This is a genomic window from Albidovulum salinarum, from assembly GCF_025673475.1.
GTDB classification, from domain to species: domain Bacteria; phylum Pseudomonadota; class Alphaproteobacteria; order Rhodobacterales; family Rhodobacteraceae; genus Albidovulum; species Albidovulum salinarum.
The window spans coordinates 1-24,078 of sequence record NZ_JAOVQO010000008.1 but is presented as its reverse complement, the minus strand read 5'-3'; the positions used below and the strand labels follow the sequence as shown (position 1 = coordinate 24,078).

The following is a 24,078-nucleotide window of genomic DNA, read 5'->3' as shown; positions in this document are numbered from 1 at the left end:
TACCGCCTGCTTACAGATGCCGTACCGACACGCGCCGCTGCCGGACCGGCTTGACGGCGGGCCGGGGCGGCGCGACACCGGGGGGCCCGGAACCGTCCGGGGAGGTTCCGGAGACCGCCGATGACGCTCACCCTGACCGAGGACAGCTTCCCGCTGGCGGAGGTCTTCACCATCTCGCGCGGCTCGAAGACCGAGGCGCGGGTACTGACCGCGACCGTCGCCCGCGACGGTGTGACCGGGCGCGGCGAATGCGTGCCCTATGCCCGCTACGGCGAGAGCATCGCGAGCGTGGCGGACCAGATCGCCGCCCTGCCCGAGGGCATCGAGCGGGCGGCGCTGCAGCAGGCGCTGCCGCCCGGCGCGGCGCGCAACGCGGTCGATTGCGCGCTTTGGGACTGGGAGGCGAAACGCGCGGGCCGGCGGGTCTGGGAACTCGCGGGATGCGCGGCGCCGGGGGCGATGGTCACCGCCTTCACGCTGTCGCTCGACACGCCGGAGCGGATGCGGGCGGCGGCGGCGCGGGCCGCGCAGCGGCCGGTCCTGAAGATCAAGCTCGGCGGCGAGGGCGACATGGCGCGGCTCGAGGCGGTCCGGGCGGGCGCGCCGGCGGCCCGGATCATCGTCGATGCCAACGAGGGCTGGACGGCGGAACTTTATGCGGAGCTCGCGCCGCATCTCGTCCGGCTCGGGGTGGTGCTGGTCGAACAGCCGCTGCCTGCGGGCGATGACGCGATGCTCGCCGAGATCGCCCGGCCGGTACCGGTCTGCGCCGACGAGAGCTGCCACGACCGCGCCACGCTCGCGGCGCTGGCGGGCCGCTACGACGTGGTGAACATCAAGCTCGACAAGACCGGCGGGCTGACCGAGGCGCTGGCGCTCCGGGACGCGGCGCGGGCGGCGGGGTTCGGGATCATGGTCGGCTGCATGGTCGGCTCCTCGCTTGCCATGGCGCCGGCGGCGGTGGTGGCGGAAGGGGCGGAGTTCGTCGATCTCGACGGGCCGCTCCTGCTCGCGCGGGACCGCGCGCCGGGGCTGGACTACGCGGGCTCCGTTCTCCGGCCGCCGGTCGCGGCGCTCTGGGGCTGAGGCGGGGGCAGACCGGGCACCGCTTGGTTGTGTGACCGGCGGGCGCCTGCCGAGGCGCCGCGACAGTCAGCGATCCGCCGCGATCTCGGAGGTGACGGTGGTGAGTGCGCGGCAGGGTTCGTCGCCGAGGCAGACATAGCTGTGGTCGAACTCCGACTCGAAGTAGATTGAATCTCCGGCATCGAGCTGGCGCCGCTTGCCGTGGATGTCGATGCCGAGGCTGCCGCTCATCACGTAGACGATCTCCACCCCGGCATGGGAATGGGGCGCGGAAGCGGGGGCGCCGGGCGGGAACTCGGCCAGATAGGCTTCCATCCGGCGGTCGGTGACGGGAAAGTCGAGGCTTTCGAAGTGGAAGGTCGGCTCGCCCGAGGGCGTATTCGGAAGCCGGATGCGCTCCTTCTTGCGCACGATCTCGACGATCGGCACGACTTCACCTTCGGCGAAGAAATGCTCCAGACCGACGCCGAAGACCAGCGCGATGCGCATCAGCGTCGGCAGCGTCGGAAAGAGCTGTCCGCGCTCGATGCGCGAGAGCATCCCGGCCGAGAGCCCGGAATGGTCGCCGAGTTGCTCCAGCCCCAGCCCCTTCGCCGTCCTCAGGCCCCGGACCTTCTGGCCGATTCGGTAGGCTTCCAACCGGTCGTTCAGCGTTTCGGACAGCATTTCCCTGCTCCCTCTTTGCGTCTCACGAAAATACACCTGCCAGTGTTTTCGTGTCATTAAATAATTGTGCATATCACGCAAATGTGCGTGACGCGACAAACTTTGTCGTGTCATTAAAATACCCGTCGCCGTTCCAATCAAGTCCCCAGGCGGCTCGATACGAAAGGATGAACCATGAAATTCCGTAAGCCTTTTCTGCCCGCGATCTCACTGGCTGCCGCGCTGGCCATGACCAGCGTGCCGGCGCTTTCCGGCACGGCCGACATCGTCGACACCGCGGTTGCGGCCGGTGAATTCGGCACGCTCGCGGCGGCGCTGACGGCGGCCGACCTGGTCGACACGCTGAAGGGCGAGGGGCCGTTCACGGTCTTCGCGCCGACCGACGCGGCCTTCGCGGCGCTGCCCGAGGGCACCGTCGAGGACCTCCTTAAGCCGGAGAACAAGGACAAGCTGACCGCCGTCCTGACCTACCACGTCGTGCCGGGCAAGGTGATGTCGGGCGACCTGACGAACGGCATGCAAGCCTCCACCGTCAACGGCGCCGAGGTGACGATCATGACCGAAGGCGGGGTCATGGTGAACGACGCCCATGTCACGGCCGCCGATGTCGAGGCCTCGAACGGGGTCATCCACGTCATCGACAAGGTCATCCTCCCGTCGATGTAACCCCAATCGGAGGGGGCCGCGGCCCCCTCCCCACCTGCCGGAAAGGGAGGACACGATGAACAGACGAAATGCCCTGCGCGCCCTTGTTGCCGCAACCGCCATCGCGACGATTTCCGCCTGTACGACGACGCAGCGATCCGGGCCGGACGTGGTCACGGTCGCGGCCACCAACGAGGATTTCTCGACGCTGGTCGCCGCCATCAAGGCGGCGGGGCTGGAAGAGACATTGCGGGGCGACGGGCCCTTCACCGTCTTCGCGCCGACGAACGCGGCCTTCGCGGCACTGCCGGTCGGAACGGTGGACGACCTGCTGAAGCCGGAGAACAAGGACCAGCTGGTGTCGGTCCTGACCTATCACGTCGTGCCCGGCACGGTGACCTCGGACCGGCTCGCGGGGCAGCGCCTCGACGTCGCAACGGTTCAGGGCGGGGCGCTCAGGATCGACGGGCGCGACGGCGTCCGCGTCAACGACGCCAATGTGACCGGGGCCGATGTGATGGCCTCCAACGGCGTCGTTCATGTCATCGACGCCGTGTTGCTTCCGCCTTCCAAGTGACCCGATCCGCGCCCGGTCCGGAAGGCCGGGCGCGCGAAGCCACGAAAGGACCAGACATGAACTTGCTCAATCTCACCACCCTCGCGCTCGTCATCATCGGCGCCTTGAACTGGGGCCTGGTCGGCATCGTGAATGTCGATCTGGTCGCCGCGATCCTGGGGGACGGCAGCCTTCTGTCGCGCCTCGTCTACATTCTCGTGGGTCTGTCCGGTGCCTATCAGGTAATTTCGGCCTGGAAGGGCGCCGCCGTGCGCGCCTGATTCCCTCGGTGCCACGGCCGTGCGTGCCTGCTCCCCTGGGCGCGACGGCAGAAAGTCCGGCGCGGTCCGTTTGTGGACCGCGCCGGACGCCTTTGTGGCGGGCTAACCGCTTGACGTCGCGGCGGCGAGGCCCGATGACAGGGCGTCAGCCTGAAGGAGCGCCGTGATGAGCCGGACCGTCTATGTGAACGGGGAGTACCTGCCCGAGGAGGAGGCGAAGATCTCGGTCTTCGACCGCGGCTTCCTGATGGCCGACGCGGTCTACGAGGTGACGAGCGTGCTTGGCGGCAAGCTCATCGATTTCGCCGGCCATGCCGAGCGGCTGCACCGCTCGCTGGCGCTGCTCGACATGCGCCAGCCGGTGACGGACGCGGAACTGCTGGCGATCCACCGCGAGCTGGTGGCGCGGAACGGGATCGAGGACGGGCTCGTCTATCTGCAGGTCACCCGCGGCAATCCCGGCGACCGCGATTTCGCCTTCCCGGACCCGGACAAGGTGAAGGCGGGGATCGTGCTTTTCACCCAGTCGAAGCCCGGTCTGGCCGACAACCCGGCGGCGAAGACCGGCATGAAGGTGATCTCGATCCCCGACATCCGCTGGGGCCGTCGTGACATCAAGACGGTGCAGCTCCTTTACCCCTCGATCGGCAAGATGATGGCGAAGAAGGCGGGATGCGACGATGCCTGGTTCGTCGAGGACGAGGGCGTGGTGACCGAGGGCACCTCGAACAACGCCTATATCGTGAAGGGCGGCAGGATCGTCACCCGGCAGCTCAGCGAGGACATCCTGCACGGCATCACCCGCGCCGCGATCCTGCGGTATGCGCGCGAGGCGCAGATGGTGGTCGAGGAGCGGGCCTTCACCGTTGCCGAGGCGCAGGCGGCGGACGAGGCCTTCGTGACCTCGGCCTCGGCCTTCGTGATGCCGGTCGTCGAGATCGACGGCGTGGCGCTCGGGTCCGGTGCGCCGGGGCCGGTGACGCGGCGGCTCAGGGAGATCTATCTGGAGGAAAGCCGCAAGGCGGCGATCTGAGCGGGCGCCCCAAGCCGGCTTGTCAGAGGGGCGATTCCGGCGCAGCATCCTGGTCAGGCATAGCAGGGTGCGCGTGAGATGATCGATTACGCCGATCCGGAAGTCGCCGGCTATTGTGACGTGCCGGGGGGGCGTGTCTGGTACAGGATCAACGGACGCGACAGACCCGGTGCGCCGCTGGTCGCGATCACCGGCGGGCCCGGGCTCTCGCACCATTATTTCCTGCCGCTGCTCCGATTTGCGAAGGACCGGCCTGTCGTGCTGTACGACCAGCTGGACACCGGTAATGCCGACCGGCCCAAAGACCCGTCGAACTGGACGCTCGGCCGGCCCGTCGAGGAGCTGGAATGCCTGCGCGCCGCGCTGGCGCTCGACCGCGTCATTCCGGTCGGGCATTCCTGGGGCGGGCTCGTGGGCTACGAATATGCCCTTGCCCACCCGGACCGCTGCGCGGCGCTCATTCTGTGGAGCCCGTTCCTCAGTTGCGCGCGCTGGACGGCGGACACGAGGGATCTGATCGCCGGCCTGCCGGACTACGTCCAGCGGCTGATCGCGGCCTGCGAGGCGCGCGGCGCCTATGACGACCCCGCCTTCGAGCACGCCAATGCGATGTTCGCAATGCGCCATGTCCGGGTCGTCGATCCCCGGCCGCCCGAACTGGCCCGCGCCGCCTCCGGCTTCGCGACGGAGTTGTACAACGCCGTCAACGGGCCGAGCGAGTTCAGCCTGTCGGGCGTGGTTCGCGGTTACGAGGGGATCGAACGGATCGGCGAGTTGAAGACGCCGACGCTCTTTTTCTGCGGCGAGCACGACGAGGCCCGGCCCGCGACGATGCGCGAATTCGCCGGCCGGGCGCCGCAGGCGGAGATGGCGGAAATCCCCGGAGCGGCGCATTTCAGCCTCAACGAGAATCCCGAAGCGACGCTGGCGGTGCTGGGGGATTTCCTGGCGCGTCATGGCGCCTGACGGGAAGGTCCGGGCGTTCAGGCCGTATCCTGCACGACCTGCACCGTGACGGCGGCGTAGAAGACAAGGCTCGCGGCAAGCACGAAGACATGCCAGATCGTGTAGTGATAGGGCAGCCGCTCCCAGAGGTAGAAGATCACCCCGGCGGTGTAGAGGATGCCGCCGGTGAGGATCAGGGTCAGAACCGGCCATGACAGGGCGGTGAGGAGCGCGCCGCCGGCCACGAGCCCGGCCCAGCCCATGCCGAGATAGAGCGCGAGCGCCAGCAGCCGGAACCGGTCGGGTGCCGTGACCTTGAGCCCGATGCCGGCCAGCGCCGCGACCCAGATGCCGGCGAGGAGCCACAGGCCCTGGCCCGACAGGAGCGTGAAGGGCGTGTAGGTGCCCGCGATCTTGACGTAGATCGCCGAATGGTCGAGCCGCTTCAGTACCCCCTCCCAGCCGCTGCCGGGCAGGAGGTTGTAGAGCGCCGAGCAGAGCAGCATCGTGATCAGCGCGAGCCCGTAGACCGTAATGCCGAGGAGCGCGGTGAAGTCGCCGCGCAGGAAGGCGGTGACGGTGATCAGCACCGGCACCGCGACGAGCACGATCGTCAGCCCCGAGACATGGATCACCGCATCCGAAAGGCGTTCGGTGCGGGAATAGTCGGAACGGGTCTCCAGCAGGGCCATGATGGTACAAGGCTACCAGCTTGCGGGTTAACCGCCTACGAAACAGCGGTAAACTCCGCGTGTTTCGACGGGAAACGGCCGGATTCCGTTACGTCACACGTCCTCCCAGGGGAAGCTGTCGAGCCGTTCCGCGCCGGTTTCGGTGATCAGAACCTGGGTTTCGAGCTTGATCGATTCTGTTCCCTTTTCCGCGATCAGGCTTTCGACGCAGAGCACCATACCGGGCTCGAACCGCCCCGCCATCGCCCGGTTGGTCCAATCGACGTGCAGGGGCACCACGGGCCATTCGTCGGCCATGCCGACGCCGTGCAGGGCCAGCGAGTAGCGGTAGTCGATATGCTTTTCCGGGATGCGCCAACTCTTCTCGTTGAACTCGGCGAAGTCGCGGCCGGGGGCCAGGAGGGCGAGGTTGTGCTCGACCTGGTCGAGCGCCGTCCGATAGAGCCGTCGCTGCGTTTGGTTCATCGGCTCATAGCCGCAGACCCAGGACCGCGAGAGATCGGCGCAGTAGCCGTAGGGGCCGATCATGTCGGTGTCGAAGGAGATCATCTCGCCGGCCTCGACCGGGCGGTGCGAGCATTCCCGGTACCAGGGATTGGTGTTCGGCCCGGCGGTCAGGAGCTTCGTCTCCAGCCAGTCGCCGCCGGAACGGGCATTCTCGAAATGCAGATGCGCCCAGAGCTCCTGTTCGGTGACGCCGGGCAGGGAATGCTCGAAGATCCGCGCCATGCCGGCCTCGCAGACCCGGATGGTCCAGCGCATCAGCTGGATTTCCTCGGGCGACTTGATCGCGCGGGCGGTCTCGGCGAGTTCGGTGCCGTCGACGAGGCTGATCCCGCGTTCGGCGAGCGCGGGCGGCGCGTTGATGTCGAGCTTGTCGGCCGCGAGCCGCATGTTGCCGCCGCCGTGGCTGCGGACGAGATCGGCGATCTCGTCGGCCCAGTCCTCGACGAAGCCCCGGGTCTGGTCGCCGCGGCTCATGAACATGTAGGTGATCGCGGTCCGCACCTCGTCGATGCCGGGCAGGCCTTGGGCGAGATGCTCGCAGCCCTTGAACTCGAAGAGGATCGCCGGGCCGCCCGCGAGGATCAGCGCGTAGCGCATCGGATTGTGCGCGGTCCAGACCTGCATGTTCGAGACGTCGAAGGCGTAGCGGATATTGACCGGATCGTAGAGCAGCAGCCCCGCGACGTCGTGGCGCGCGATCTGGTCGCGCAGCCGCCCGAGGCGGTAGGCGCGGGCGGTGTCGAGCACCGCCCCCGGAATCGGCGAGACGAGCGGCCGGTTAGAGCCCTCGGAGTTGAGGTAGGTCGTCTTGCGGGCGTCCTTGAACGGGCCGCTCATGCCGCGCGGCCGTAAAAGCCCCGCTGCTCCTCCTCGGTGAACCGGACGCCGGGGCGCTCGTAGAAGGAAAAGACCGTGATGATGCGCGCGCGCGCGCCCTTGACCGGGGTCACCCGGTGGGCGGTGTTCTTGCCCTTGAAGACGTTGAGCGTGCCGGCGCCGAGGGTGAGCCGCTTCAGCGCCGGGTCGCCGCCCGCGAGGAGCCGCGCCACGCCCTCGTAGTTCGGGTCGTCGTCGCTCCGGAGGTCGGAGCGGTATTCGAACTCGCCGCCCGCCTCGGGTGCCTGCAGGAGAAGCGTCGTGGTGAACTCGGACCGGTCGAAATGCCAGTTGAGCGCCTCGCCCTCGCCGTAAGCCATCGCGTTCACGCGGGCGAGCGGGTCGTCCATCGTGTGAAGCACGGGCTTCTCCATTGCTGCGGCGAGGAACCGGGCGAAACCGGGCCAGTCGTAGAGCGCTGCGACCACGCCACCGATCTGGTCGCCGCAGAGCGTGCGGTTGACCGTCTCGAACTCCCTGAGCGCCGGGTGGCCGGGGGCGAGGCCGGGGATCTCCTTGCGGAAGTAGATGTTGTGCTTGCGGGCATGGGTGAAGCTTTCGCCGTCGAAGCGCGGGACAAGCGCGGAAATGGCGGTTCCGATCGCCTCGGGCTTCAGGAAGCCCTCGAGGTTGAACATGCCGTCGCGGGCGAGTTCGGCGCGGGCTCGGGCGACAAGCGCCTGCCACTCCGGGCTCTCGGGCCGGTCGAGCGGATAACGGTCGAGATCGATGATGTCCTGCATGGTGTCCATGGCGTCCTCCCTGTCGCGCAGAGGCTGGGGTCGGAGCGCCGTTCTTGCAACGGGAGAAATTTTCGCGGAGCATAAGAAAAACTTTCGGAATCGCGATGTCCACCCTACCGCCCCTCAACGCCCTCCGCGCCTTCGAGACCGCCGCCCGCGCCGGCAGCTTCGTCGCCGCCGGGGTGGAACTCGGCGTCACCTCGGCCGCCGTCAGCCAGCAGGTCCGTGCGCTCGAGGAGCATCTCGGCAAGCAGCTCTTCCTGAGGCAGGGCAACCGGATCACGCTCACCGATGCCGGCCGCGCGATCTATCCCCGGGTCGAGTTCGCGCTGACCGATCTCGCCGCGGTGGCGGCGGAGCTCGGCGAGGGGCGGATGCGGGCGCGGCTGGTGCTCTCGGTCATCCCCTCGGTCGCCGAATTGTGGCTCGTCCCGGCGCTCGCCGGGTTCGAGGGGCGGGCCGGGATCGAGATCCGGGTCGAGGAGGATCCGGTGGCCTTCGGCCGCGAGGGCGCCGACCTGCGGCTGACCTACGGCGGCCACGCCTATCCCGACCACCAAACCGAGCCCCTGTTCCGCGACCGGATCGCCGCCGTCGCGGCACCGGGGTTCGCGCTGCCCGAGGAGGGACTGGCGGCGCTCCCCGACAGCGCCTTCATCCATACCGACTGGGGCGCTTCCTACGCGACGCAGCCGGCCTGGGCGGCGTGGTTCGCGGCGAAGGGCGACACCCGCCGCCCCGATCCGAAGGCCGGGCTCCGGGTCGGCACGACCGGGCTCGCGCTCGCCGCCGCCCGCGCCGGCCTCGGCGTCGCGCTGGTTCCGGAACGTCTTGCGGGCGTCGAGATCCGCGCGGGGGCGCTCGTCAGGATCGACGCCACCGCGCTGCCGATGTCCTGGGACTACGTGCTGGTCTTTCCGCGCGCCCATGCGCGCCGGCCGCGCCTGAAAGCCCTCGTCGCGCATCTCCACGGGGCCGTCGGAGACTGAACCCGCATCGGCGTTCTTCATTGCCGAAATACCCCCGCCGGAGGCAGGCGGAGCGCCCTTCGCCCCGCGAAGGGCGCGACAGACCGCTTGCGCCCGGAACGGGCGCACCGCCGGATCACGCCGGATCAGCCCTCCTTCGGGCCGACATTCTCGCGGAACGCCACCTCGAAGGCGGCCTGCTTGGCGGCATCCGCCTCGGTCTGGTGCGATGCCTTCCAGTCGTCATAAGGCATGCCGTAATAGATCTCGCGCGCCTCGTCCTTGGTCATCGCGACGCCGCGCTCGCTGGCGGCCTCCTGGTACCAGCGGGCGAGGCAGTTGCGGCAGAAACCCGCGAGGTTCATCAGGTCGATGTTCTGCACATCCGCGCGCTTTTCCATCAGGTGATGGCGCAGCGTCCGGAAGGCGGCGGCCTCGATCTCGATCCGGGTCTTGTCGTCCATGTCGTCCTCCCTGCTCAGAGATCGGTGTCGGCGAGCGCCGCTTCAAGGATCGGCGCCAGCCGGTCGGCCCAGGCGATCTGGCCGTCCTGGTGGCGGATCAGATCGTGGCGGATCTCGATCAGCACGTTCGCCCGGCCCGTCTTCAGCGCGTGGCGGTCGATAGAATCGCCGTCGAGATGGCCGCCGTAGGGCTCGTTCTCGCCCACGTTGAGGTCGGGCTCGGCCCGGAGCCGCTCGAGCACGGCAAGCGAAAGCTTGGGGTCGAGATGCGAATAGAGGATGCCCACCTGCCAGGGCCGGTCGCCGCGCCCGAAGAGCCGCGGCGTGAAGCTGTGCACCGCGCAGATCACGGCGTCGGCGCGCCGCGCGGCGAGGGTTTCGAGCGCGGCGTGATAGGGCCGGTGGAAGGCGTTCAGGCGCCGCTCGGTCTCGGCCGCGTCGACCGCGCGGTTCGCCGGGATCACCGTGCCGTCATAGAGCTTCATCACCAGCGTCGGGTCATCCTCGCCGCGGTTCGGGTCGATCACGAGCCGCGAGAAATCCGACAGAATCGCCGGCGCACCCAGCCGCTCGGCCAGCCGCCGGGTCACGCCTGCCGCGCCGATGTCGTAGGCGATGTGGCGCTCCATGTCCTCCGCCGCGATACCGAGGTCGCCGCCGCCGATGCAGGGCGGCACGCGGTTCGTCGCATGGTCGCAGGTCACGAGCCAGCGGGACGGACGGTCTTCGCCGACGATCTCGAACGGGTGGTCTGTCATGAGGCCTGTACGTCTTCCGGAATGCCTTCCTTTAGATCAGCGCGCGGCAAAGCGCCAGTTGCCCGGCGCGGTGTTTTCGGCCATAGAGGGGCCGACCAAGATGATAGCGCAAACGGAAGAAACGACATGGCCCCGATGAGACGCCTCCGCAACGTGAAGATCGTGGCCACGCTCGGCCCCTCGTCGAGCGACTACGAGACGATCAAGGCGCTCTTCGAGGCCGGCGCCGACGTGTTCCGGCTCAACATGAGCCACGGCAGCCACGAGGAGCAGGCCGCCCGCCACGCGATCATCCGCCGGATCGAGGCCGAGACCGGCCGCCCGATCGCGATCCTCGCCGACCTGCAGGGGCCGAAGCTGCGCGTCGGCACCTTCGCGCGGGGCTCCGAGGAGCTCGAGGAAGGCGCGGCGTTCCGCTTCGACCTCGACCCCGCCGAGGGCGACGCGAGCCGCGTCTGCCTGCCGCACAGGGAGATCTTCGCTGCGCTCGAACCGGGCGCCACGCTTCTCGTCAACGACGGCAAGATCCGCCTCAAGGTCGAGGACTGCGGCGCCGATTTCGCCGATTGCAAGGTGACGACCGGGGGCACGATCTCCAACCGCAAGGGCGTGAACGTGCCCGACGTGGTGCTGCCGCTCGCCGCGCTGTCCGACAAGGACCGGGCCGACCTGGAGTTTGCCTGCGAGCTCGGGGTCGACTGGCTCGCGCTCTCCTTCGTGCAGCGGCCCGAGGATGTCGAGGAGGCGCGCGGCCTCGCGAAGGGGCGCGCGGCGATACTGTCGAAGATCGAGAAGCCGGCGGCGGTCAACGCCTACCCGGCGATCCTCGCCGCCTCGGACGGGATCATGGTGGCGCGCGGCGATCTCGGGGTCGAATTGCCGGTCCATTCGGTGCCGCCGATCCAGAAGCGGCTGGTGCGCGGCGCGCGGGCGGCGGCGAAGCCGGTGATCGTCGCGACCCAGATGCTCGAATCGATGATCGAGAGCCCGATGCCGACGCGCGCCGAGGTCTCCGACGTCGCCACCGCGATCTACGAGGGCGCGGATGCGGTGATGCTCTCGGCCGAGAGCGCCGCGGGCCAGTATCCGGTCGAGGCCGTGCGGACGATGGACAATGTCGCCAAATCGGTCGAGAGCGATCCGACCTACCGCCAGGTGATCGAGGCCTCGCGCCGGGTCGAGCGGACGAGCATCGCCGACGGCATCGTCGCGGCGGCGCGCGAGATCGCCGAGGCGACCGACATCCACGCGATCTGCTGTTTCAGCCAGTCGGGCCGGACCGCGAGCCTCGTCGCCCGCGAGCGGCCGAACGTCCCGATCATCGCGCTCTCGCCGGTGACCGCGACGCTGCGGCGGCTCTGCCTGACCTGGGGCGTGCACTGCGTGCTGACCGACGCGATCGAGCGGTTCAAGATGGCCGTCGTCAGCGCCGCGCGGGCGGCGCGCGACTACGGGTTCGCGACCGAGAAGGACCAGATCGTGGTGACCGCGGGCGTGCCCTTCAACGTCAAGGGCACGACGAACATCCTGCGCGTCGCGCCCTGCGACGAGCGGCTGATTTTTCGCACCGATCCGGAATAGCGCGCAGGCACAGCCCCGGGCCCTGCGCCAGAGGCGAGCTCTTGCCGCCTTGGCCTGAGCCAGGGGACTGGCGGGACGGCTCCGTCGACCGGCTGCTCCAGATGATCGCACCGGCCCGCGCCTCAAACTGGCGGAATCGGCCTTCGATCCGCCGGATCGAGTGCTGATCCGCCTCACTCCCGACGTGCTGCCGCGGATCGCGGTTCGACGGGCGGCGCGGCATGATCTTCATCAATCACAATGGGTTGAGATGGAGGGACGCGCAATGGGCGCAGGGTCCGCCGAACACGCTCCATGATCGGAAGAAGCGACGGGGGACATGGGAGTGTTCGCCCTGATGATCGGCGAGCCCGGCGCCGGGACACGATATCGGCCCCGGAAACGGCGTCGCCCCGTGTCTGCCCCCGAGCCCCCCGCTCGGGAGGTTCCGACGGCGCCAGCCACGCGGGCTTGTGCTCCGTTGCAACCGTCGGGCGCAACTGCAGTTGCGGTTCGTCATTGCACAGGGGGCGGCCGTGTGATCGGGTGCCGGTCGCGGACGGCAGGAAGGAAAGGTCTTTCTTTGGGCGAAGGGCGCTCGGACGAAACCGGAGGCGTTGCTCCGGAAAAGCGGGACGGTTTCGCCGAAATGCTCCGTCGCGTGCGGCGCGATGGGCCCTTCCGCGTCACGTTCGTGCTCGTCGAGGGCTTCTCCATGATGGCCCTGAGTTCCGCGGTCGAGCCGTTGCGCGCCGCGAACCGTCTTTTGGGGACGCAGCGCTATGAATGGACGCTCGCGGCGGAAAGCGCCGGTCTCGTCGCCGCCAGCAACGGCATCGAGATCATGGCGCAGCACGGGGTGGACAGGGCCCCGGAAACCGACCTGACCGTTCTGGTGGCGAGCCTTTTCCCGATGGATTACCAGGCGCCGCGGACATTCGCATGGCTGCGGCGGCTCAAGGCCCGCGGGCGGCTTCTCGGCGCCATCAGCAGCGGGGCACTGCTGCTGGCCCGCGCCGGGGTTCTGCACAACACCCGGGTGACGATTCACTGGGAGACGGCGCGGGAGCTGGAGAAGGCGTTCCCGGATCTCGTCGTCTCGCAGGAACTCTATTGCTGGGATCGGGGCATCCTGACCGCGGCCGGGGGTGCGGCTTCGATGGACATGATGCTGGCGCTCATCACGCAGATCGACGGGGAGGATCTGGCGATCGATGTCGCGAACCAGTTCCTGCATGGCCCGATCCGCCCGTCGTCGCATGCCCAGCACGAGGACCTCCGCTGGCGGTTCCGGATCACCGACGAGCGGCTTCTCGCCGCGATCAACATCATGAGGCGCCGGCTGTCCGACCCGGTCCGGATCGCCTCGATCGCCGAACAGGTCGGAATTTCGGAGCGCCAGCTGGAGCGCCTGTTCCTGGCCGAGGTCGAGAAGCTGCCGTCCGAGTTCTACATGGGGCTCAGGCTGCAGGCGGCGCGGGGGATGCTCCTCGCCTCGACCGAGTCGCTCGAGACGATCGCCGAGCAGTGCGGGTTCTCGAGCCTCGGCCACTTCAGCCGCAGCTTCAAGGCGCGCTTCGGAGAATCGCCCTCGGTGGCCCGGCGGCGGCGTCCGCGCGGGCATGGCGGATTCGTGCAAGAGGATGGCGAAGTCCCGTAACGTCCAGCGAAACGGGGCGGCGTATCTCCCTAGCGAACCTGCCGAGGCGGACTGTCCGGCGGGTCGGGGGGAGAAATGGAAATACTCAGCTTCATCGCGAACAACTGGTCCGTGATCCTCGGCCTCGCGGCCGAGCATATCTGGATCGTCGCGGTGGCCGTGGGCCTGGCGATCCTGACCGGGGTGCCGATCGGCATCGCCATCACCCAGAGCAAGCGCGTGGCGGACGCCGTCCTCTACGTGGCGTCGATCATCGTCACGATCCCCTCGATCGCGTTGTTCGGCCTGATGATCCCGCTTCTGTCGACGATCGGGCAGGGGATCGGCTGGCTGCCCGCGGTCATCGCGATCCTGCTCTATTCGCAGCTTCCGATCGTCCGCAACACCTACACCGCCATCACCAATGTCGATCCGGCCCTGCGCGAGGCGGCGAAGGGAATGGGCATGACGCCGCTGCAGCGGCTCCTTCAGGTCGAGATTCCGATCGCCGTGCCGGTCATCATGGCCGGGGTGCGGACCGCGGTGGTGATGAACATCGGCGTGGCCGCCATCGCCGCCTACATCGGCGCGGGCGGGCTCGGTGTCCTGATCTCGCGCGGGATCTCGCAGACCGATCCGCGCCAGCTTGTCACCGGCGCGATCGCCGTCTCCCTCCTCGCCATGGCCGCCGACTGGGCGCTTCTGAAGCTGCAGAAGCGCCTGACCCCGGCCGGATTGAAACGCTGACGCGCTCCGACGAAGGACCACCCGAATGATCCGTCTCGAAGACCTCACCAAGACCTTCGCCACGCCGAACGGCCTCGTCGTGGCCGCTGACAAGGTGAACATGGAAGTGCCCACGGGCGAGATCTGCATCCTGCTCGGCCCGTCGGGATGCGGAAAGACCACCGCGCTCAAGATGATCAACCGGCTGATCGCGCCGACGAGCGGCAGGATCCTCATCAACCGCGAGGACACGTCGAAGCTGAACGACATCGAGCTGAGGCGGAACATCGGCTACGTCATCCAGCAGATCGGCCTCTTCCCGAACATGACGATCGAGGAGAACATCTGCGTCGTCCCGAAGCTCCTCGGCTGGGACATGAAGAAGGCCAAGTCGCGGGCGGCCGAGCTTCTCGACCTCGTCGGCCTTGATCCGCGACACTTCCTGCGGCGCTACCCCAAGGAGCTTTCGGGCGGTCAGCAGCAGCGGGTCGGCGTGATCCGCGCGCTCGCGGCCGATCCGCCGGTCATGCTGATGGACGAGCCCTTCGGCGCCATCGACCCGATCAACCGCGAGATCATCCAGGACGAGTTCCTGAAGATGCAGGCAGCGCTGAAGAAGACCATCATGTTCGTCAGCCACGACATCGACGAGGCGGTGAAGATGGGCGACAAGATCGCGATCTTCCGCGCCGGCAAGATCGAGCAGTACGACTCGCCCGACCGCATCCTCGCGCATCCCGCCAATGCCTTCGTCGCGGATTTCGTCGGCGCCGACCGGACGCTGAAGCGCCTGCGCCTCGTGACCGCGGAGGAAGTAGCCAGGGCCGACGCGGCCTCTGCCGCCCGCTCGGCCTCGGTCGCGGACGTGCGCCAGTCGCTGGCGTCGTCCGGCGAGCGGATCGCGGTCGTGATCGACGGCGACCATCACCCGGTCGGCTTCGTCACCGCCGACGAGCTTCAGGGCGCGTCCGGGCGGATCGGCGATTTCGCCCATCCGCTGCCGGCCAGCGTTCCGGTCCGGGCCGACCTGCGCGCCGTCGTCTCCGAGATGTTCGCCCACGACACGATGTGGCTCGCCTGCACCGACGACAACGGGCGCTATGCCGGGGTCGTGACGCAACCCGCGGTCACCGCCGCCTTGCGCGCGACCTATGGCGGCGCGAATGCCGGAGCGGCCTGAGACATGCGGCGCGCAATCGCACAACCCATCGGCCTCGGGCGCGGCGCCATGCTGGCACTGGGGCTGCTGGCCGGACTCTGGGTGGCCACATCGGGCCTTCTGGACCAGATCATGGTCTATTGGGACGACATCGCCTTCCTGTCACGCCAGCACATGGTGCTGGTCGCCGCCTCGGGCGGCGCGGCCATCCTCGTCGGCGTCCCGGTCGGCATCTGGCTGTCGCGCCCCTCGGCCGAGCGCTACGCCGAGACCGTGATGCAGGTCTTCAACATCGGCACGACGATCCCGACGCTCGCGGTGATCGCGCTGTCGATGACCATTCTCGGCATCGGCTTCCCGCCGGCCTTCTTCGGCCTCTTCGTGGCGTCGCTCCTGCCCATCGTGCGCAACACCTATGCCGGGCTTCTGGCCGTGCCGTCTCACTTGAAGGAGGCGGCGACCGGCATGGGCATGACGCCCATCCAGATTCTGTGGCAGGTCGAGCTGCCGAACGCGCTCTATGTGATCTTCTCGGGGATCCGCACCGCGCTCGCGATCAACGTCGGCACCACGCCGCTCGCCTTCCTGATCGGCGGCGGCGGCCTCGGGGAGCTGATCTTCACCGGCATCGACCTGATGGACACCGGCATGCTGCTCGCCGGGGCCGTGCCCACCGCCATGCTGGCGGTGCTCGTAGACTTCCTGATGGGCCAGGCGCAGCTGCGCCTGATCCCGAAGGGCGTGAACCCGCTTCGCTGACGCGCGGCGATCCCATTCCAACGTGGAGAAGACGGAATGAACATGACTATCAAGACCGCCCTGACCGGACTGGCATTCGCCGGTTTCGCGATGACCGCCCAGGCGGCCGACATCGTCGTCGGTGGCAAGAACTTCACCGAGCAGCAGCTCCTCTCGTCGATCACCGAGCAGCTCCTCGTGGCCAAGGGCCACAGCGTCGACAACCGCGCCGGCATGGGCTCCGCCGCCGTCCGCGAGGCGATGGAAAGCGGCCAGATCGACGTCTACTGGGAATACACCGGCACCTCGCTCATCACCTACAACAAGGTCGAGGAGAAGCTGAACGCCGAGGACACCTATGCCCGCGTCAAGGAGCTTGACGCCGAGAAGGGCATCAGCTGGCTTGACGCGTCGGCCGCGAACAACACCTACGCGCTCGCCATGCGGGCGGCCGACGCCTCCGAAAAGGGGATCACCACGCTCTCGGAACTCGCCGCGGCGGTCAACGGCGGTCAGGAGATCTCGTTCGGGTCCAACGCCGAGTTCTACGCGCGTCCCGACGGGCTGAAGCCGCTCGAGGTCGCCTATGGATTCGAGTTCGGCCGGGCAAACGTCAAGCGGATGGATTCGGGCCTTGTCTACCAGGCACTGAAGGACGCGCAGGTCGATGTCGGGCTGGTCTTCGCCACCGACGGCCGCATCCCCGCCTTCGACTTCGTCGTCCTGAGCGACGACCAGGGCTACTTCCCGGCCTACGCGTTGGCGCCGGTGGTCCGCACCGAGGTGCTCGAGGCGAACCCCGAGCTCGGCGATCTCCTGAACGCGGTATCGGCCAAGCTGGACGACGAGGTGATGGCCGCCCTCAACGCCCGTGTCGACGTCGAGAAGGTCTCGATCGAGAACGTCGCGGCCGACTTCCTCAAGGAAAACGGCCTCATCTGACAGGCTCCCTCCGGGAGGCGGACGCCGCCTCCCGGATCCTCTTGTTTCGAAGGCAGGAAGGTCATGTCGACCGCTCAGAAGATCAAAGTCGGCGCCGCGCAGTTCTCCAGCGAGATCGGCGACGTGGACGCCAATATCGACCGCCACCTCCACTGGATCGCCCGCGGACACGAGGCCGGGCTCGACTTCCTCGTCCTGCCCGAGCTATCGCTGACCGGGCATTACGGGCCCGACCGCCTGCTGACGGCGGCGATGACGCGCACCGATCCGCGGCTGATGCAACTCGCCGAGGCCGCAGGACCGATGGCGGTGTCCGTCGGCTTCATCGAGGAAGGGCCGGCCGCGCAGTTCTACAACGCGGCCGCGGTCCTGAAGGACGGCAAGCTCGTGCACCTGCACCGCAAGGTGAACCTGCCGACCTACGGCAAGCTCGAGGAAGGCAAGCACTACGCCTCGGGCCGCTTCGTCGAGACCTTCGGCCTCGCCGGGCGCTGGACGGCGGGCCTCCTGATCTGCGCCGACGTCTGGAACCCGGCGCTCACCCATCTGGCGTTCCTGCAGGGCGCGACGCTTCTCACCTGCCCGGTGAGTTCGGGCATCGAGGCCGTCGGTGCCGATTTCGACAATCCTGCCGGATGGGCGCTGACCTGCCGGTTCTACGCGATGATGTACGGCGCGCCGGTCATCATGGCGAACCGGACCGGAACCGAGCACGACCTGCATTTCTGGGGCGGCTCGCGCATCATCGACCCGTTCGGCAAGGAACTGGCCGTCGCCGGAACCGAGGCGGAGCTGATCACCGCCGAGCTCGATTACGACGTGGTCCGCCACGCCCGCCACCTCCTGCCCACGGTCCGTGACAGCAACATCGCCCTCGTCCTGCGCGAGACGCAGCGGCTGGTGGAGACGCTCGGCATCCCGGACTTCGTGCGCGAAAACCACTAGGGGCAAGCAAGATGCACGACTTCTTCCTGACCGACGAGGACCGCGCCTTCCGTGCCGAGGTGCGCGACTTCATGGCGCGTGAGCTTGGACCCCGCGTGGACGCCATCGAGAAAGACCAGGACTTTTCTGCCCAGCTCGCCGTCGCGCGGGCTTTGGGCGAGGCGGGCTACCTAAAGGTCATGTTCCGCGACCTTTACAAGGGAAGCCTCGCCAAGCCCGGCCTGACCCATGCGGTGATCGTCTCGGAAGAGGCCGCCTATCTGAACTACGCCTTCGAGACGACGATCGCGACGGCCCTGTCCTGCGCCTACCCGATCCACGCCCATGCTCGTCCGGCGCTGCGCGAGCGCTACCTGACGCCGATCCTCGAAGGCCGGGCGGTCGGCTCGATCTGCATGACCGAGCCCAATGTCGGCTCGGACAGCGCCGGCATGGAGACCCGGATCCGCTTCGACGAAAAGACCCGCGAATGGGTCATAGACGGCTTCAAGCGGTATATCTCGAACGCCTCGAAGGCCGATGTCTACATCGTCTGGGGCATCACCGATCCCGATGTCGCCCCGCAAAAGGGCATGACGGCTATCCTCGTTCCCGCCGGCACGCCCGGCCTGTCCTTCCCGCGCACCTATGATTTCATGGGCCGGCGCGGCTCGGTCGTCGGCGAGGTCACGCTGGAGAACGTCCGCGTGCCCGAGGAGAACCTCCTCGGCGAGGTCAACGCCGGTTTCCGCATCATGCTCGGCGCCTTCAACTTCGAGCGCGTGATCCTCGGCGGCTCTGGCCTGGGCGTCGCGCGGTCGGCGTTCGACCTTGCGCGCGAGCACGCGCAGACCCGCGAGAGCTTCGGCCAGAAGCTCGGCCAGAAGCAGCTGATCTGGGACATGATCGCGCAGATGAGCTGGCGCATCGACGCGGCCGAGCTTCTCACCCACCGCGCCGCGAAGATGTATGACGCCGGGATCGACGGCAAGGAACTGATGCGCGAGGCGAGCCAGACCAAGCTGGTCGCGACCGAGACGGCGGTGTTCTGTTCCGACCGCGCGGTGCAGATCCTCGGCGGCGACGGGGTGACGCGGCAGTATGGCCGGGTCGAGCAGCTCTACCGCGACGCGCGGGCGCTGCCGATCGTCGGCGGGACGTCGGAAATGTGCAAATACCTGATCGCCGCGCGTGAAATGCCGGCGATCCGGCCCAATCTCTGACCCTTCGGAGGGGAAACGCGATGCATATCGCACGCCTGCTGGAAGCTTCCGCAGACCGCTACCCGGACCACCTCGCGCTGATCTTCGAGGACCGCCGCTGGACCTATGCCGAATGGCTCGGCCGGGTGCGCCGCTTCGCGCAGGCGCTCTCGGATCTCGGGGTCCGGCCCGGTGACCGGGTGGCGTTCTACGTCTCGACCTCAGAGAACTCGGTGACGACCTATTTCGCCTGCCAAATGCTGGGTGCCGTGGCGGTGCCGATGAACTTCCGCCTGTCGCCGGGCGAGGCGGCCTATATCCTGCAGGATTCCGGCGCCCGCGTTCTCGTCTATGGCCGCAACCTGACCGAGAACGCGCTGAAGGTCGCCGGGCAGGTGCGCTCGGTCCACGACTTCATCGGCTGCGCCTATGACAAGGCGAACATCCCCGACGGCCACCACCATTTCGACACGCTGGCCGAGGAAACCGTGGACCGGCACGAAACGCGCCCGATCCCCGCGAGCGACGCGATCTCCTCGCTGGTCTATACCTCGGGCACGACGGGCCGGCCGAAGGGCGTGATCCACACCCATGCCAACGACATCGCCATCGCGATGAACTGCGTGATGGAATACTCGCTCAGCCATGCCGACAGCGCGCTGCACATCGCGCCGCTCTACCATGTCGGGGGCATGCAGGCCTATTTCATCCCGCATCTCCTTGTCGGCGGCACCAATGTCGTGATCGGCCGCTACGAGGCGGAAAAAACGCTGGAGACCATCGCGTCCGAGAAGATCACCACGCTCTTCGCCGTGCCGACCCAGATCCAGGAGATGCTGTTCCACCCGCGCTTCGCCGAGTACGACGTCTCGTCGCTGCGGCTCATCACCACCGGCGGCGCGGCGATCTCGTCGACGACGATGGAGCGGGTGATGATGGAGTTCTGCCCCGGCATCTTCAACGGCTACGGCATGACCGAGGCGTCGCTGACTCTTGTCCTGCATCCCGAGGATGCGCTGCGCAAGCTCGGCTCCTGCGGCAAGCCGACGCTGATCTCGGAATGCCGGATTATCTCCGACGACCAGGGCCGTGAGGTGCCACCCTCCGAGACCGTCGAACAAGGCCGGATCGGCCAGCTCATCGTGCGTGGCGCGCAGGCGATGGAGGGCTACTGGAACAATCCGTTCGAGACGCAGAAGAAGCTGAAGGCGGGCTGGATCTATACCGGCGACCTCTTCAGCCAGGACACCGACGGGTTCTACTATTTCCACGGCCGCGCCGACGACATGATCGTCTCCGGCGGCGAGAACATCTACCCGCGCGAGGTGGAGGAGGCCCTATACCGCTGCCCCGGCGTGCAGGAAGCCGCGGTGGTCGGGCTCGCGGACGAGAAATGGGGGCAGGTCGTCACCGCCTTCATCGTGCGATCCGATCCGGCGCTGACGGCGGAGAAGCTCGACGCCTTCTGCAAGACGGGCGATGATCTTGCGCCCTACAAGCGCCCGAAACGCTACGAGTTCCTCGACGAGCTGCCCTTCAACCCGAGCGGCAAGGTGCTGAAGCGCGAACTCGTCGCCCGTTACAACCCGCCCGCGGCGGCATGACAGGAGTCCCGGACATGACCGACAAGCTGATCTACGAGCAGGACGGCCACGTCGTCACGCTCACCCTCAACATGCCCGAGGCGCGCAACCCGCTGACCGACCATGACCTCCGCGACGCGATCGTCGCCGCGATGGCGCGCATCTCGGCCGACCAGAGCGTGCGGGTGGCGATCCTGACCGGCGCGGGCAAGGCGTTCTCCTCGGGCGGCAACCTCAAGCACATGAAGGACAGGCTGGGCACGTTCGCGGGCGATGCGGTCGCGGTGAAGGACGGCTACCGGCTCGGCATCCAGCGCGTCGCGCGGGCGATGTGGGACTGCGAGGTACCGCTGATCGCCGCCGTGAACGGCCCGGCTTATGGCGCGGGCTGCGACACGACCTGCCTGTGCGACATCCGCATCGCCTCGACCCGCGCGACCTTCGCCGAGAACTTCGTCAATGTCGGCCTGATCTCCGGTGACGGCGGCGCCTGGCTCCTGCCGCGCCAGGTGGGCCTCAGCCGCGCCGCCGAAATGACCTTCACCGCCGACCCGGTGGACGCCGAGACCGCGCTGGCCTGGGGGCTGGTGTCGAAGGTGGTCGAGCCCGAGGCGCTGATGGACGAGGCCCGCGCGCTCGCCGCCCGGATCGCCCGCAACCCGCCGCGCCAGCTCCGCATGGCCAAGCGGTTGTTGCGCGAGGGGCTGAACACGCGGCTTTCCTCGGTGCTGCAGCTCGCCGCCGCCTATCAGGGGGCGTGCCACCAGACGGCGGACCACGAAGAGGCCGTCGACGCGCTTCTCGAGAAACGATCCGCGGCCTTCGACGGGCGCTGACCCGGCCACCCAACCCACAGGAGTTGAATTCATGTCCTCGCGCTTCATCGACTTCCTCCACCAGACCGACGCGTCGAGCCTGCCCGACGAGGTGCTGGACCTCGGCCGCCGCTGGCTTCTCGACCTGATCGGCGTCGCCGCCGGCGGGGCCGGGACGCGGATGTCGCGGATCATCCGCGACCACGCCGCCGGGCATTTCGGCCCCGGCGCCCGACGCGCACGGATCCTGTTCGACGGCCGCGCCGCCAGCCCCGCCGGTGCGGCGCTGGCGGGCGGCGTGACCATCGACGCGCTCGACGGCCATGACGGGCACAAGCTGACTAAGGGCCATGTCGGCTGCGGCGTCTTTCCCTCGCTGCTGGCGGTGAGCGAGGCCGAGGGCCGGCTCGACGACCGCGCCTTCCTCGCAGCGCTCGTCACCGGTTACGAGATCGGCACCCGGGCGGGCATCGCGCTCCATCGGACGGCACCCGATTACCACACCTCGGGCGCCTGGGTGGCGGTGGCCGCCGCCGCGCTCGGCGCGCGCGTGCTCGGCCTCGACGCGGCGCAGAGCCGCGAGGCGATCGGGATCGCCGAGTATCACGGCCCGCGCAGCCAGATGATGCGCTGCATCGACCATCCGACGATGGTGAAGGACGGCTCGGGCTGGGGCGCGATGGCGGGCGTGTCGGCCGCCTATCTCGCCTCCGACGGCTTCACCGGCGCGCCCGCGATCACCGTCGAGAGTGCGGATGTCGCCGATCTCTGGGACGATCTCGGCACCCGGTGGCGGATCGCCGAGCAGTATTACAAGGCCTATCCGGTCTGCCGCTGGGCACAGCCGCCCCTGCAGGCGGTCCTGAACCTGCGCTCCGCGCACAGGCTCACCTCGGGCGATGTCGAACGGATCGAGATCACCACCTTCCACCAGTCCCGCCGGCTCGCGACACGCGATCCGAAGACCACCGAGGAGGCGCAGTATTCGACCGCCTATCCGACCGCCGTGGCGCTGGTGCGCGGCCGGGTCGATCCCGTCGACGTGGCCGAGGCGAGTTTCGCCGACCCCGAGATCCGGCGGCTCGCGCAGTCGATGACCGTGACCGAAAGCGACGAGTACAACGCCGCCTTCCCCGCGCGCCGGATCGCCCATGTGGCGCTCGTGCTGAAGGACGGCCGCCGCTTGCAATCCGAGCCGACCGAGGCGCTCTACGATCCCGAGGCACCGGTCGACATGGCGACGGTCCGCGCCAAGTTCCGCGCCTATGCCGGGCCGGCCCTGGGCGCCGACCGCGCGGCGGCGATCGAAGCGGCGGTCGACCGGCTCGGTGACGGCGGCGGCATCGCGGGCCTGATCGAGCTGGTCCAGGCGCCGGCGGCGGAACCGGGCGACGTGGCAGCATGAGCGGACTTGTCCAGTACGAGGCGCGGGACGGCGTCGCCGTCCTGACGCTCGACCGGCCGGAGCAGCGGAACGCTGTCAATGCCGCGCTCGCCGCCGACCTGCGCGACGCCGTGGCGCGGTTCGAGGCTGACGACGCGGCGCGTGTCGGTGTCCTCGCCGGCGCGGGGCGGGTCTTCTGCGCCGGGATGGACCTCAAGGCCTTCCTCGGCGGCGAGCGGGACGCGATCCTGTTCGCAGAGAACCGCTTCGCCGGCTTCGTCGACGCGAAGCGCACCAAGCCGATGATCGCGGCGGTCAACGGCGCGGCCCTTGCCGGCGGGCTCGAGATCGCGCTGGCCTGCGACCTGATCGTCGCGGAGGAAGGCGCGGTCTTCGGCCTGCCGGAAGCGGGCATCGGCATCTTCGCCGTCGCGGGCGGCCCGTTCCGCCTCGCGCGGCGCATCCCGCCCGGCCGCGCGCTGGAGCTCGCGCTGACCGGCGCGTCCCTCGGGGCGGAGGAAGCGAAGGCGCTTGGCCTCGTGAACCGGCTCGCTCCGAAGGGCGAGGCCGTCGCCGTGGCGCGGGCGCTTGCGCAGGAGATCGGACGCAATGCGCCCCTCGGCGTCTCGGCGACGCTCCGGCTCACGCACGCGGCGCTGCTGGAACGCGATGCGGAGCTTTTCGCCCTGTCGGAAGAGCTCTGGCCCGCCGTCGCCGCGTCGCGCGATGCCGAAGAAGGACCACGCGCCTTCGCAGAAAAGCGGACGCCGAAATGGGCGGGACAATGACCCGATACGCCAAAGATAGGATCACCGGATGAGCGAGGCAGCGATGACCACCGAGAAACGGACCACGGGGCGCCGGGCCAGAGCCGCCCGCGGCGGAGGGGCGATCTCCCAGCTTGAATTCCGGGACGTCCAGAACCCCTACGCGCCGCTGGAACTCGCGACGCCCGATCAGGTCGAGGCGATCCACCGGACCTCGATGCGGATCCTGTCGGAGCTCGGCATCCGGGTGATGAGCACGCGGGTGATGGAGCTCTTCGAGGCCGCGGGCGCGATCGTGGACCGTGCGGCGCAGACGATCCGCATCGACGAGAGCCTTGTCGCGGAGGCCCTGAAGACCGTGCCCTCGTCCTTCACGCTGACCTCGCGCAACGCCGCGAAGCGGCTGACGATGGGCGGCC

Annotated in this window: 26 protein-coding genes and 1 pseudogene; 21 read left to right on the top strand and 6 right to left on the bottom strand. The window is 68.5% G+C overall.

All coding sequences use genetic code 11. The annotated features are described in order from the left end of the window. Positions 1 to 120: 120 nt before the first annotated feature. Positions 121 to 1,086 carry an N-acetyl-D-Glu racemase DgcA gene (dgcA, locus tag OEZ60_RS09615; RefSeq protein WP_263335451.1) on the top strand — a complete coding sequence of 322 codons (966 nt, stop codon included), beginning with the start codon at positions 121 to 123 and terminating at the stop codon, positions 1,084 to 1,086. 66 nt (positions 1,087 to 1,152) lie between these two features. On the opposite strand, the gene OEZ60_RS09610 is transcribed toward dgcA, so the two are convergent. Continuing rightward, complete coding sequence (locus OEZ60_RS09610; RefSeq protein WP_263335450.1) at positions 1,153 to 1,752, bottom strand: helix-turn-helix domain-containing protein; 600 nt, start codon at positions 1,750 to 1,752, stop codon at positions 1,153 to 1,155. Positions 1,753 to 1,926: 174 nt separating this feature from the next. Between OEZ60_RS09610 and OEZ60_RS09605 the strand changes: the two genes are divergently transcribed. The 5 genes from OEZ60_RS09605 to OEZ60_RS09585 all read left to right on the top strand — a co-directional run bounded on the left by OEZ60_RS09605 (position 1,927) and on the right by OEZ60_RS09585 (position 5,233). Further along, positions 1,927 to 2,418 (top strand): fasciclin domain-containing protein, encoded by a 492-nt coding sequence (locus OEZ60_RS09605; RefSeq protein WP_263335449.1) that lies wholly within the window; start codon positions 1,927 to 1,929, stop codon positions 2,416 to 2,418. Between the two features lie 55 nt (positions 2,419 to 2,473). Continuing rightward, positions 2,474 to 2,974: a fasciclin domain-containing protein gene (locus tag OEZ60_RS09600; protein WP_263335448.1), complete on the top strand. Its 501-nt coding sequence runs from the start codon at positions 2,474 to 2,476 to the stop codon at positions 2,972 to 2,974. A 56-nt stretch (positions 2,975 to 3,030) separates the two neighbouring features. Next, complete coding sequence (locus OEZ60_RS09595) at positions 3,031 to 3,234, top strand: DUF378 domain-containing protein (protein ID WP_263335447.1); 204 nt, start codon at positions 3,031 to 3,033, stop codon at positions 3,232 to 3,234. A 166-nt stretch (positions 3,235 to 3,400) separates the two neighbouring features. Continuing rightward, positions 3,401 to 4,267 (top strand): D-amino-acid transaminase, encoded by an 867-nt coding sequence (locus tag OEZ60_RS09590; RefSeq protein ID WP_263335446.1) that lies wholly within the window; start codon positions 3,401 to 3,403, stop codon positions 4,265 to 4,267. A 78-nt stretch (positions 4,268 to 4,345) separates the two neighbouring features. Next, positions 4,346 to 5,233 (top strand): proline iminopeptidase-family hydrolase, encoded by an 888-nt coding sequence (locus OEZ60_RS09585; protein WP_263335445.1) that lies wholly within the window; start codon positions 4,346 to 4,348, stop codon positions 5,231 to 5,233. A 17-nt stretch (positions 5,234 to 5,250) separates the two neighbouring features. On the opposite strand, the gene trhA is transcribed toward OEZ60_RS09585, so the two are convergent. The 3 genes from trhA to OEZ60_RS09570 form a co-directional block, all read right to left on the bottom strand. Continuing rightward, entirely contained in the window at positions 5,251 to 5,907 is a 657-nt protein-coding gene (trhA, locus tag OEZ60_RS09580; protein WP_411709798.1) for a PAQR family membrane homeostasis protein TrhA, read from the bottom strand. Positions 5,908 to 5,997: 90 nt separating this feature from the next. Continuing rightward, positions 5,998 to 7,248: a M24 family metallopeptidase gene (locus OEZ60_RS09575; RefSeq protein WP_263335443.1), complete on the bottom strand. Its 1,251-nt coding sequence runs from the start codon at positions 7,246 to 7,248 to the stop codon at positions 5,998 to 6,000. Beyond that, a complete protein-coding gene (locus OEZ60_RS09570; RefSeq protein ID WP_263335442.1) occupies positions 7,245 to 8,039 on the bottom strand; it encodes a HalD/BesD family halogenase in 795 nt (264 codons plus the stop codon). Before OEZ60_RS09570 ends, OEZ60_RS09575 begins: the two co-directional genes overlap by 4 nt. A gap of 95 nt (positions 8,040 to 8,134) precedes the next feature. Here OEZ60_RS09570 and OEZ60_RS09565 point away from each other — a divergent pair, with 95 nt between their 5' ends. Continuing rightward, positions 8,135 to 9,019: a LysR substrate-binding domain-containing protein gene (locus tag OEZ60_RS09565; protein WP_263335441.1), complete on the top strand. Its 885-nt coding sequence runs from the start codon at positions 8,135 to 8,137 to the stop codon at positions 9,017 to 9,019. Positions 9,020 to 9,144: 125 nt separating this feature from the next. Here OEZ60_RS09565 and OEZ60_RS09560 read toward each other — a convergent pair whose 3' ends face one another. Next, a complete protein-coding gene (locus OEZ60_RS09560; protein ID WP_263335440.1) occupies positions 9,145 to 9,462 on the bottom strand; it encodes a DUF1244 domain-containing protein in 318 nt (105 codons plus the stop codon). Positions 9,463 to 9,476: 14 nt separating this feature from the next. Next, positions 9,477 to 10,220, bottom strand: coding sequence for an N-formylglutamate amidohydrolase (locus OEZ60_RS09555; protein WP_263335439.1), 744 nt, complete (start codon positions 10,218 to 10,220; stop codon positions 9,477 to 9,479). Positions 10,221 to 10,355: 135 nt separating this feature from the next. On the opposite strand from OEZ60_RS09555, the gene pyk reads away from it, so the two are divergent. The 14 genes and pseudogenes from pyk to OEZ60_RS09485 form a co-directional block, all read left to right on the top strand. Beyond that, positions 10,356 to 11,801: a pyruvate kinase gene (pyk, locus tag OEZ60_RS09550; protein ID WP_263335437.1), complete on the top strand. Its 1,446-nt coding sequence runs from the start codon at positions 10,356 to 10,358 to the stop codon at positions 11,799 to 11,801. A 200-nt stretch (positions 11,802 to 12,001) separates the two neighbouring features. Next, positions 12,002 to 12,144 (top strand): annotated as a pseudogene (locus OEZ60_RS09545) (IS5/IS1182 family transposase); the annotation flags it as partial. Positions 12,145 to 12,441: 297 nt separating this feature from the next. Then, the gene (locus tag OEZ60_RS09540) at positions 12,442 to 13,440 is read left to right on the top strand and encodes a GlxA family transcriptional regulator (protein ID WP_263335435.1); all 999 of its coding nucleotides are present in this window, start codon (positions 12,442 to 12,444) and stop codon (positions 13,438 to 13,440) included. 75 nt (positions 13,441 to 13,515) lie between these two features. Then, entirely contained in the window at positions 13,516 to 14,166 is a 651-nt protein-coding gene (locus tag OEZ60_RS09535) for an ABC transporter permease (RefSeq protein ID WP_263335433.1), read from the top strand. A gap of 25 nt (positions 14,167 to 14,191) precedes the next feature. Then, positions 14,192 to 15,325, top strand: a complete 1,134-nt coding sequence (locus OEZ60_RS09530; protein ID WP_263335432.1) for an ABC transporter ATP-binding protein — start codon at positions 14,192 to 14,194, stop codon at positions 15,323 to 15,325. Between the two features lie 3 nt (positions 15,326 to 15,328). Then, positions 15,329 to 16,063 (top strand): ABC transporter permease, encoded by a 735-nt coding sequence (locus OEZ60_RS09525; protein WP_263335430.1) that lies wholly within the window; start codon positions 15,329 to 15,331, stop codon positions 16,061 to 16,063. 36 nt (positions 16,064 to 16,099) lie between these two features. Further along, positions 16,100 to 16,984 carry a glycine betaine ABC transporter substrate-binding protein gene (locus tag OEZ60_RS09520; RefSeq protein WP_263335429.1) on the top strand — a complete coding sequence of 295 codons (885 nt, stop codon included), beginning with the start codon at positions 16,100 to 16,102 and terminating at the stop codon, positions 16,982 to 16,984. A gap of 63 nt (positions 16,985 to 17,047) precedes the next feature. Next, positions 17,048 to 17,929: a nitrilase-related carbon-nitrogen hydrolase gene (locus OEZ60_RS09515; protein ID WP_263335427.1), complete on the top strand. Its 882-nt coding sequence runs from the start codon at positions 17,048 to 17,050 to the stop codon at positions 17,927 to 17,929. Positions 17,930 to 17,940: 11 nt separating this feature from the next. Next, positions 17,941 to 19,131, top strand: a complete 1,191-nt coding sequence (locus OEZ60_RS09510) for an acyl-CoA dehydrogenase family protein (protein WP_263335425.1) — start codon at positions 17,941 to 17,943, stop codon at positions 19,129 to 19,131. A 20-nt stretch (positions 19,132 to 19,151) separates the two neighbouring features. Continuing rightward, positions 19,152 to 20,714, top strand: a complete 1,563-nt coding sequence (locus OEZ60_RS09505) for a class I adenylate-forming enzyme family protein (RefSeq protein ID WP_263335424.1) — start codon at positions 19,152 to 19,154, stop codon at positions 20,712 to 20,714. Between the two features lie 14 nt (positions 20,715 to 20,728). After that, complete coding sequence (locus OEZ60_RS09500; RefSeq protein WP_263335423.1) at positions 20,729 to 21,529, top strand: crotonase/enoyl-CoA hydratase family protein; 801 nt, start codon at positions 20,729 to 20,731, stop codon at positions 21,527 to 21,529. Between the two features lie 31 nt (positions 21,530 to 21,560). After that, entirely contained in the window at positions 21,561 to 22,913 is a 1,353-nt protein-coding gene (locus OEZ60_RS09495) for an MmgE/PrpD family protein (RefSeq protein WP_263335421.1), read from the top strand. Beyond that, positions 22,910 to 23,680, top strand: a complete 771-nt coding sequence (locus tag OEZ60_RS09490) for an enoyl-CoA hydratase-related protein (RefSeq protein WP_263335419.1) — start codon at positions 22,910 to 22,912, stop codon at positions 23,678 to 23,680. Before OEZ60_RS09495 ends, OEZ60_RS09490 begins: the two co-directional genes overlap by 4 nt. 28 nt (positions 23,681 to 23,708) lie before the next feature. After that, positions 23,709 to 24,078, top strand: a 370-nt coding sequence (locus OEZ60_RS09485; RefSeq protein ID WP_263335418.1) for a trimethylamine methyltransferase family protein, incomplete at its 3' end; no start/stop codon positions are given.

What these genes read in the sequence shown, in the direction of transcription:
- OEZ60_RS09515 (WP_263335427.1), top strand. Translation starts at nt 17,048, where the DNA reads ATGTCGACCGCTCAGAAGATCAAAGTCGGCGCCGCGCAGTTCTCCAGC.
- OEZ60_RS09585 (WP_263335445.1), top strand. Translation starts at nt 4,346, where the DNA reads ATGATCGATTACGCCGATCCGGAAGTCGCCGGCTATTGTGACGTGCCG.
- OEZ60_RS09600 (WP_263335448.1), top strand. Translation starts at nt 2,474, where the DNA reads ATGAACAGACGAAATGCCCTGCGCGCCCTTGTTGCCGCAACCGCCATC.
- OEZ60_RS09535 (WP_263335433.1), top strand. Translation starts at nt 13,516, where the DNA reads ATGGAAATACTCAGCTTCATCGCGAACAACTGGTCCGTGATCCTCGGC.
- pyk (WP_263335437.1), top strand. Translation starts at nt 10,356, where the DNA reads ATGAGACGCCTCCGCAACGTGAAGATCGTGGCCACGCTCGGCCCCTCG.
- OEZ60_RS09530 (WP_263335432.1), top strand. Translation starts at nt 14,192, where the DNA reads ATGATCCGTCTCGAAGACCTCACCAAGACCTTCGCCACGCCGAACGGC.
- OEZ60_RS09590 (WP_263335446.1), top strand. Translation starts at nt 3,401, where the DNA reads ATGAGCCGGACCGTCTATGTGAACGGGGAGTACCTGCCCGAGGAGGAG.
- OEZ60_RS09490 (WP_263335419.1), top strand. Translation starts at nt 22,910, where the DNA reads ATGAGCGGACTTGTCCAGTACGAGGCGCGGGACGGCGTCGCCGTCCTG.
- OEZ60_RS09570 (WP_263335442.1), bottom strand. Translation starts at nt 8,039, where the DNA reads ATGGACACCATGCAGGACATCATCGATCTCGACCGTTATCCGCTCGAC.
- OEZ60_RS09505 (WP_263335424.1), top strand. Translation starts at nt 19,152, where the DNA reads ATGCATATCGCACGCCTGCTGGAAGCTTCCGCAGACCGCTACCCGGAC.
- OEZ60_RS09555 (WP_263335439.1), bottom strand. Translation starts at nt 10,220, where the DNA reads ATGACAGACCACCCGTTCGAGATCGTCGGCGAAGACCGTCCGTCCCGC.
- OEZ60_RS09565 (WP_263335441.1), top strand. Translation starts at nt 8,135, where the DNA reads ATGTCCACCCTACCGCCCCTCAACGCCCTCCGCGCCTTCGAGACCGCC.
- OEZ60_RS09595 (WP_263335447.1), top strand. Translation starts at nt 3,031, where the DNA reads ATGAACTTGCTCAATCTCACCACCCTCGCGCTCGTCATCATCGGCGCC.
- OEZ60_RS09610 (WP_263335450.1), bottom strand. Translation starts at nt 1,752, where the DNA reads ATGCTGTCCGAAACGCTGAACGACCGGTTGGAAGCCTACCGAATCGGC.
- OEZ60_RS09605 (WP_263335449.1), top strand. Translation starts at nt 1,927, where the DNA reads ATGAAATTCCGTAAGCCTTTTCTGCCCGCGATCTCACTGGCTGCCGCG.
- OEZ60_RS09510 (WP_263335425.1), top strand. Translation starts at nt 17,941, where the DNA reads ATGCACGACTTCTTCCTGACCGACGAGGACCGCGCCTTCCGTGCCGAG.
- OEZ60_RS09500 (WP_263335423.1), top strand. Translation starts at nt 20,729, where the DNA reads ATGACCGACAAGCTGATCTACGAGCAGGACGGCCACGTCGTCACGCTC.
- dgcA (WP_263335451.1), top strand. Translation starts at nt 121, where the DNA reads ATGACGCTCACCCTGACCGAGGACAGCTTCCCGCTGGCGGAGGTCTTC.
- OEZ60_RS09560 (WP_263335440.1), bottom strand. Translation starts at nt 9,462, where the DNA reads ATGGACGACAAGACCCGGATCGAGATCGAGGCCGCCGCCTTCCGGACG.
- OEZ60_RS09575 (WP_263335443.1), bottom strand. Translation starts at nt 7,248, where the DNA reads ATGAGCGGCCCGTTCAAGGACGCCCGCAAGACGACCTACCTCAACTCC.
- OEZ60_RS09520 (WP_263335429.1), top strand. Translation starts at nt 16,100, where the DNA reads ATGAACATGACTATCAAGACCGCCCTGACCGGACTGGCATTCGCCGGT.
- OEZ60_RS09495 (WP_263335421.1), top strand. Translation starts at nt 21,561, where the DNA reads ATGTCCTCGCGCTTCATCGACTTCCTCCACCAGACCGACGCGTCGAGC.
- OEZ60_RS09525 (WP_263335430.1), top strand. Translation starts at nt 15,329, where the DNA reads ATGCGGCGCGCAATCGCACAACCCATCGGCCTCGGGCGCGGCGCCATG.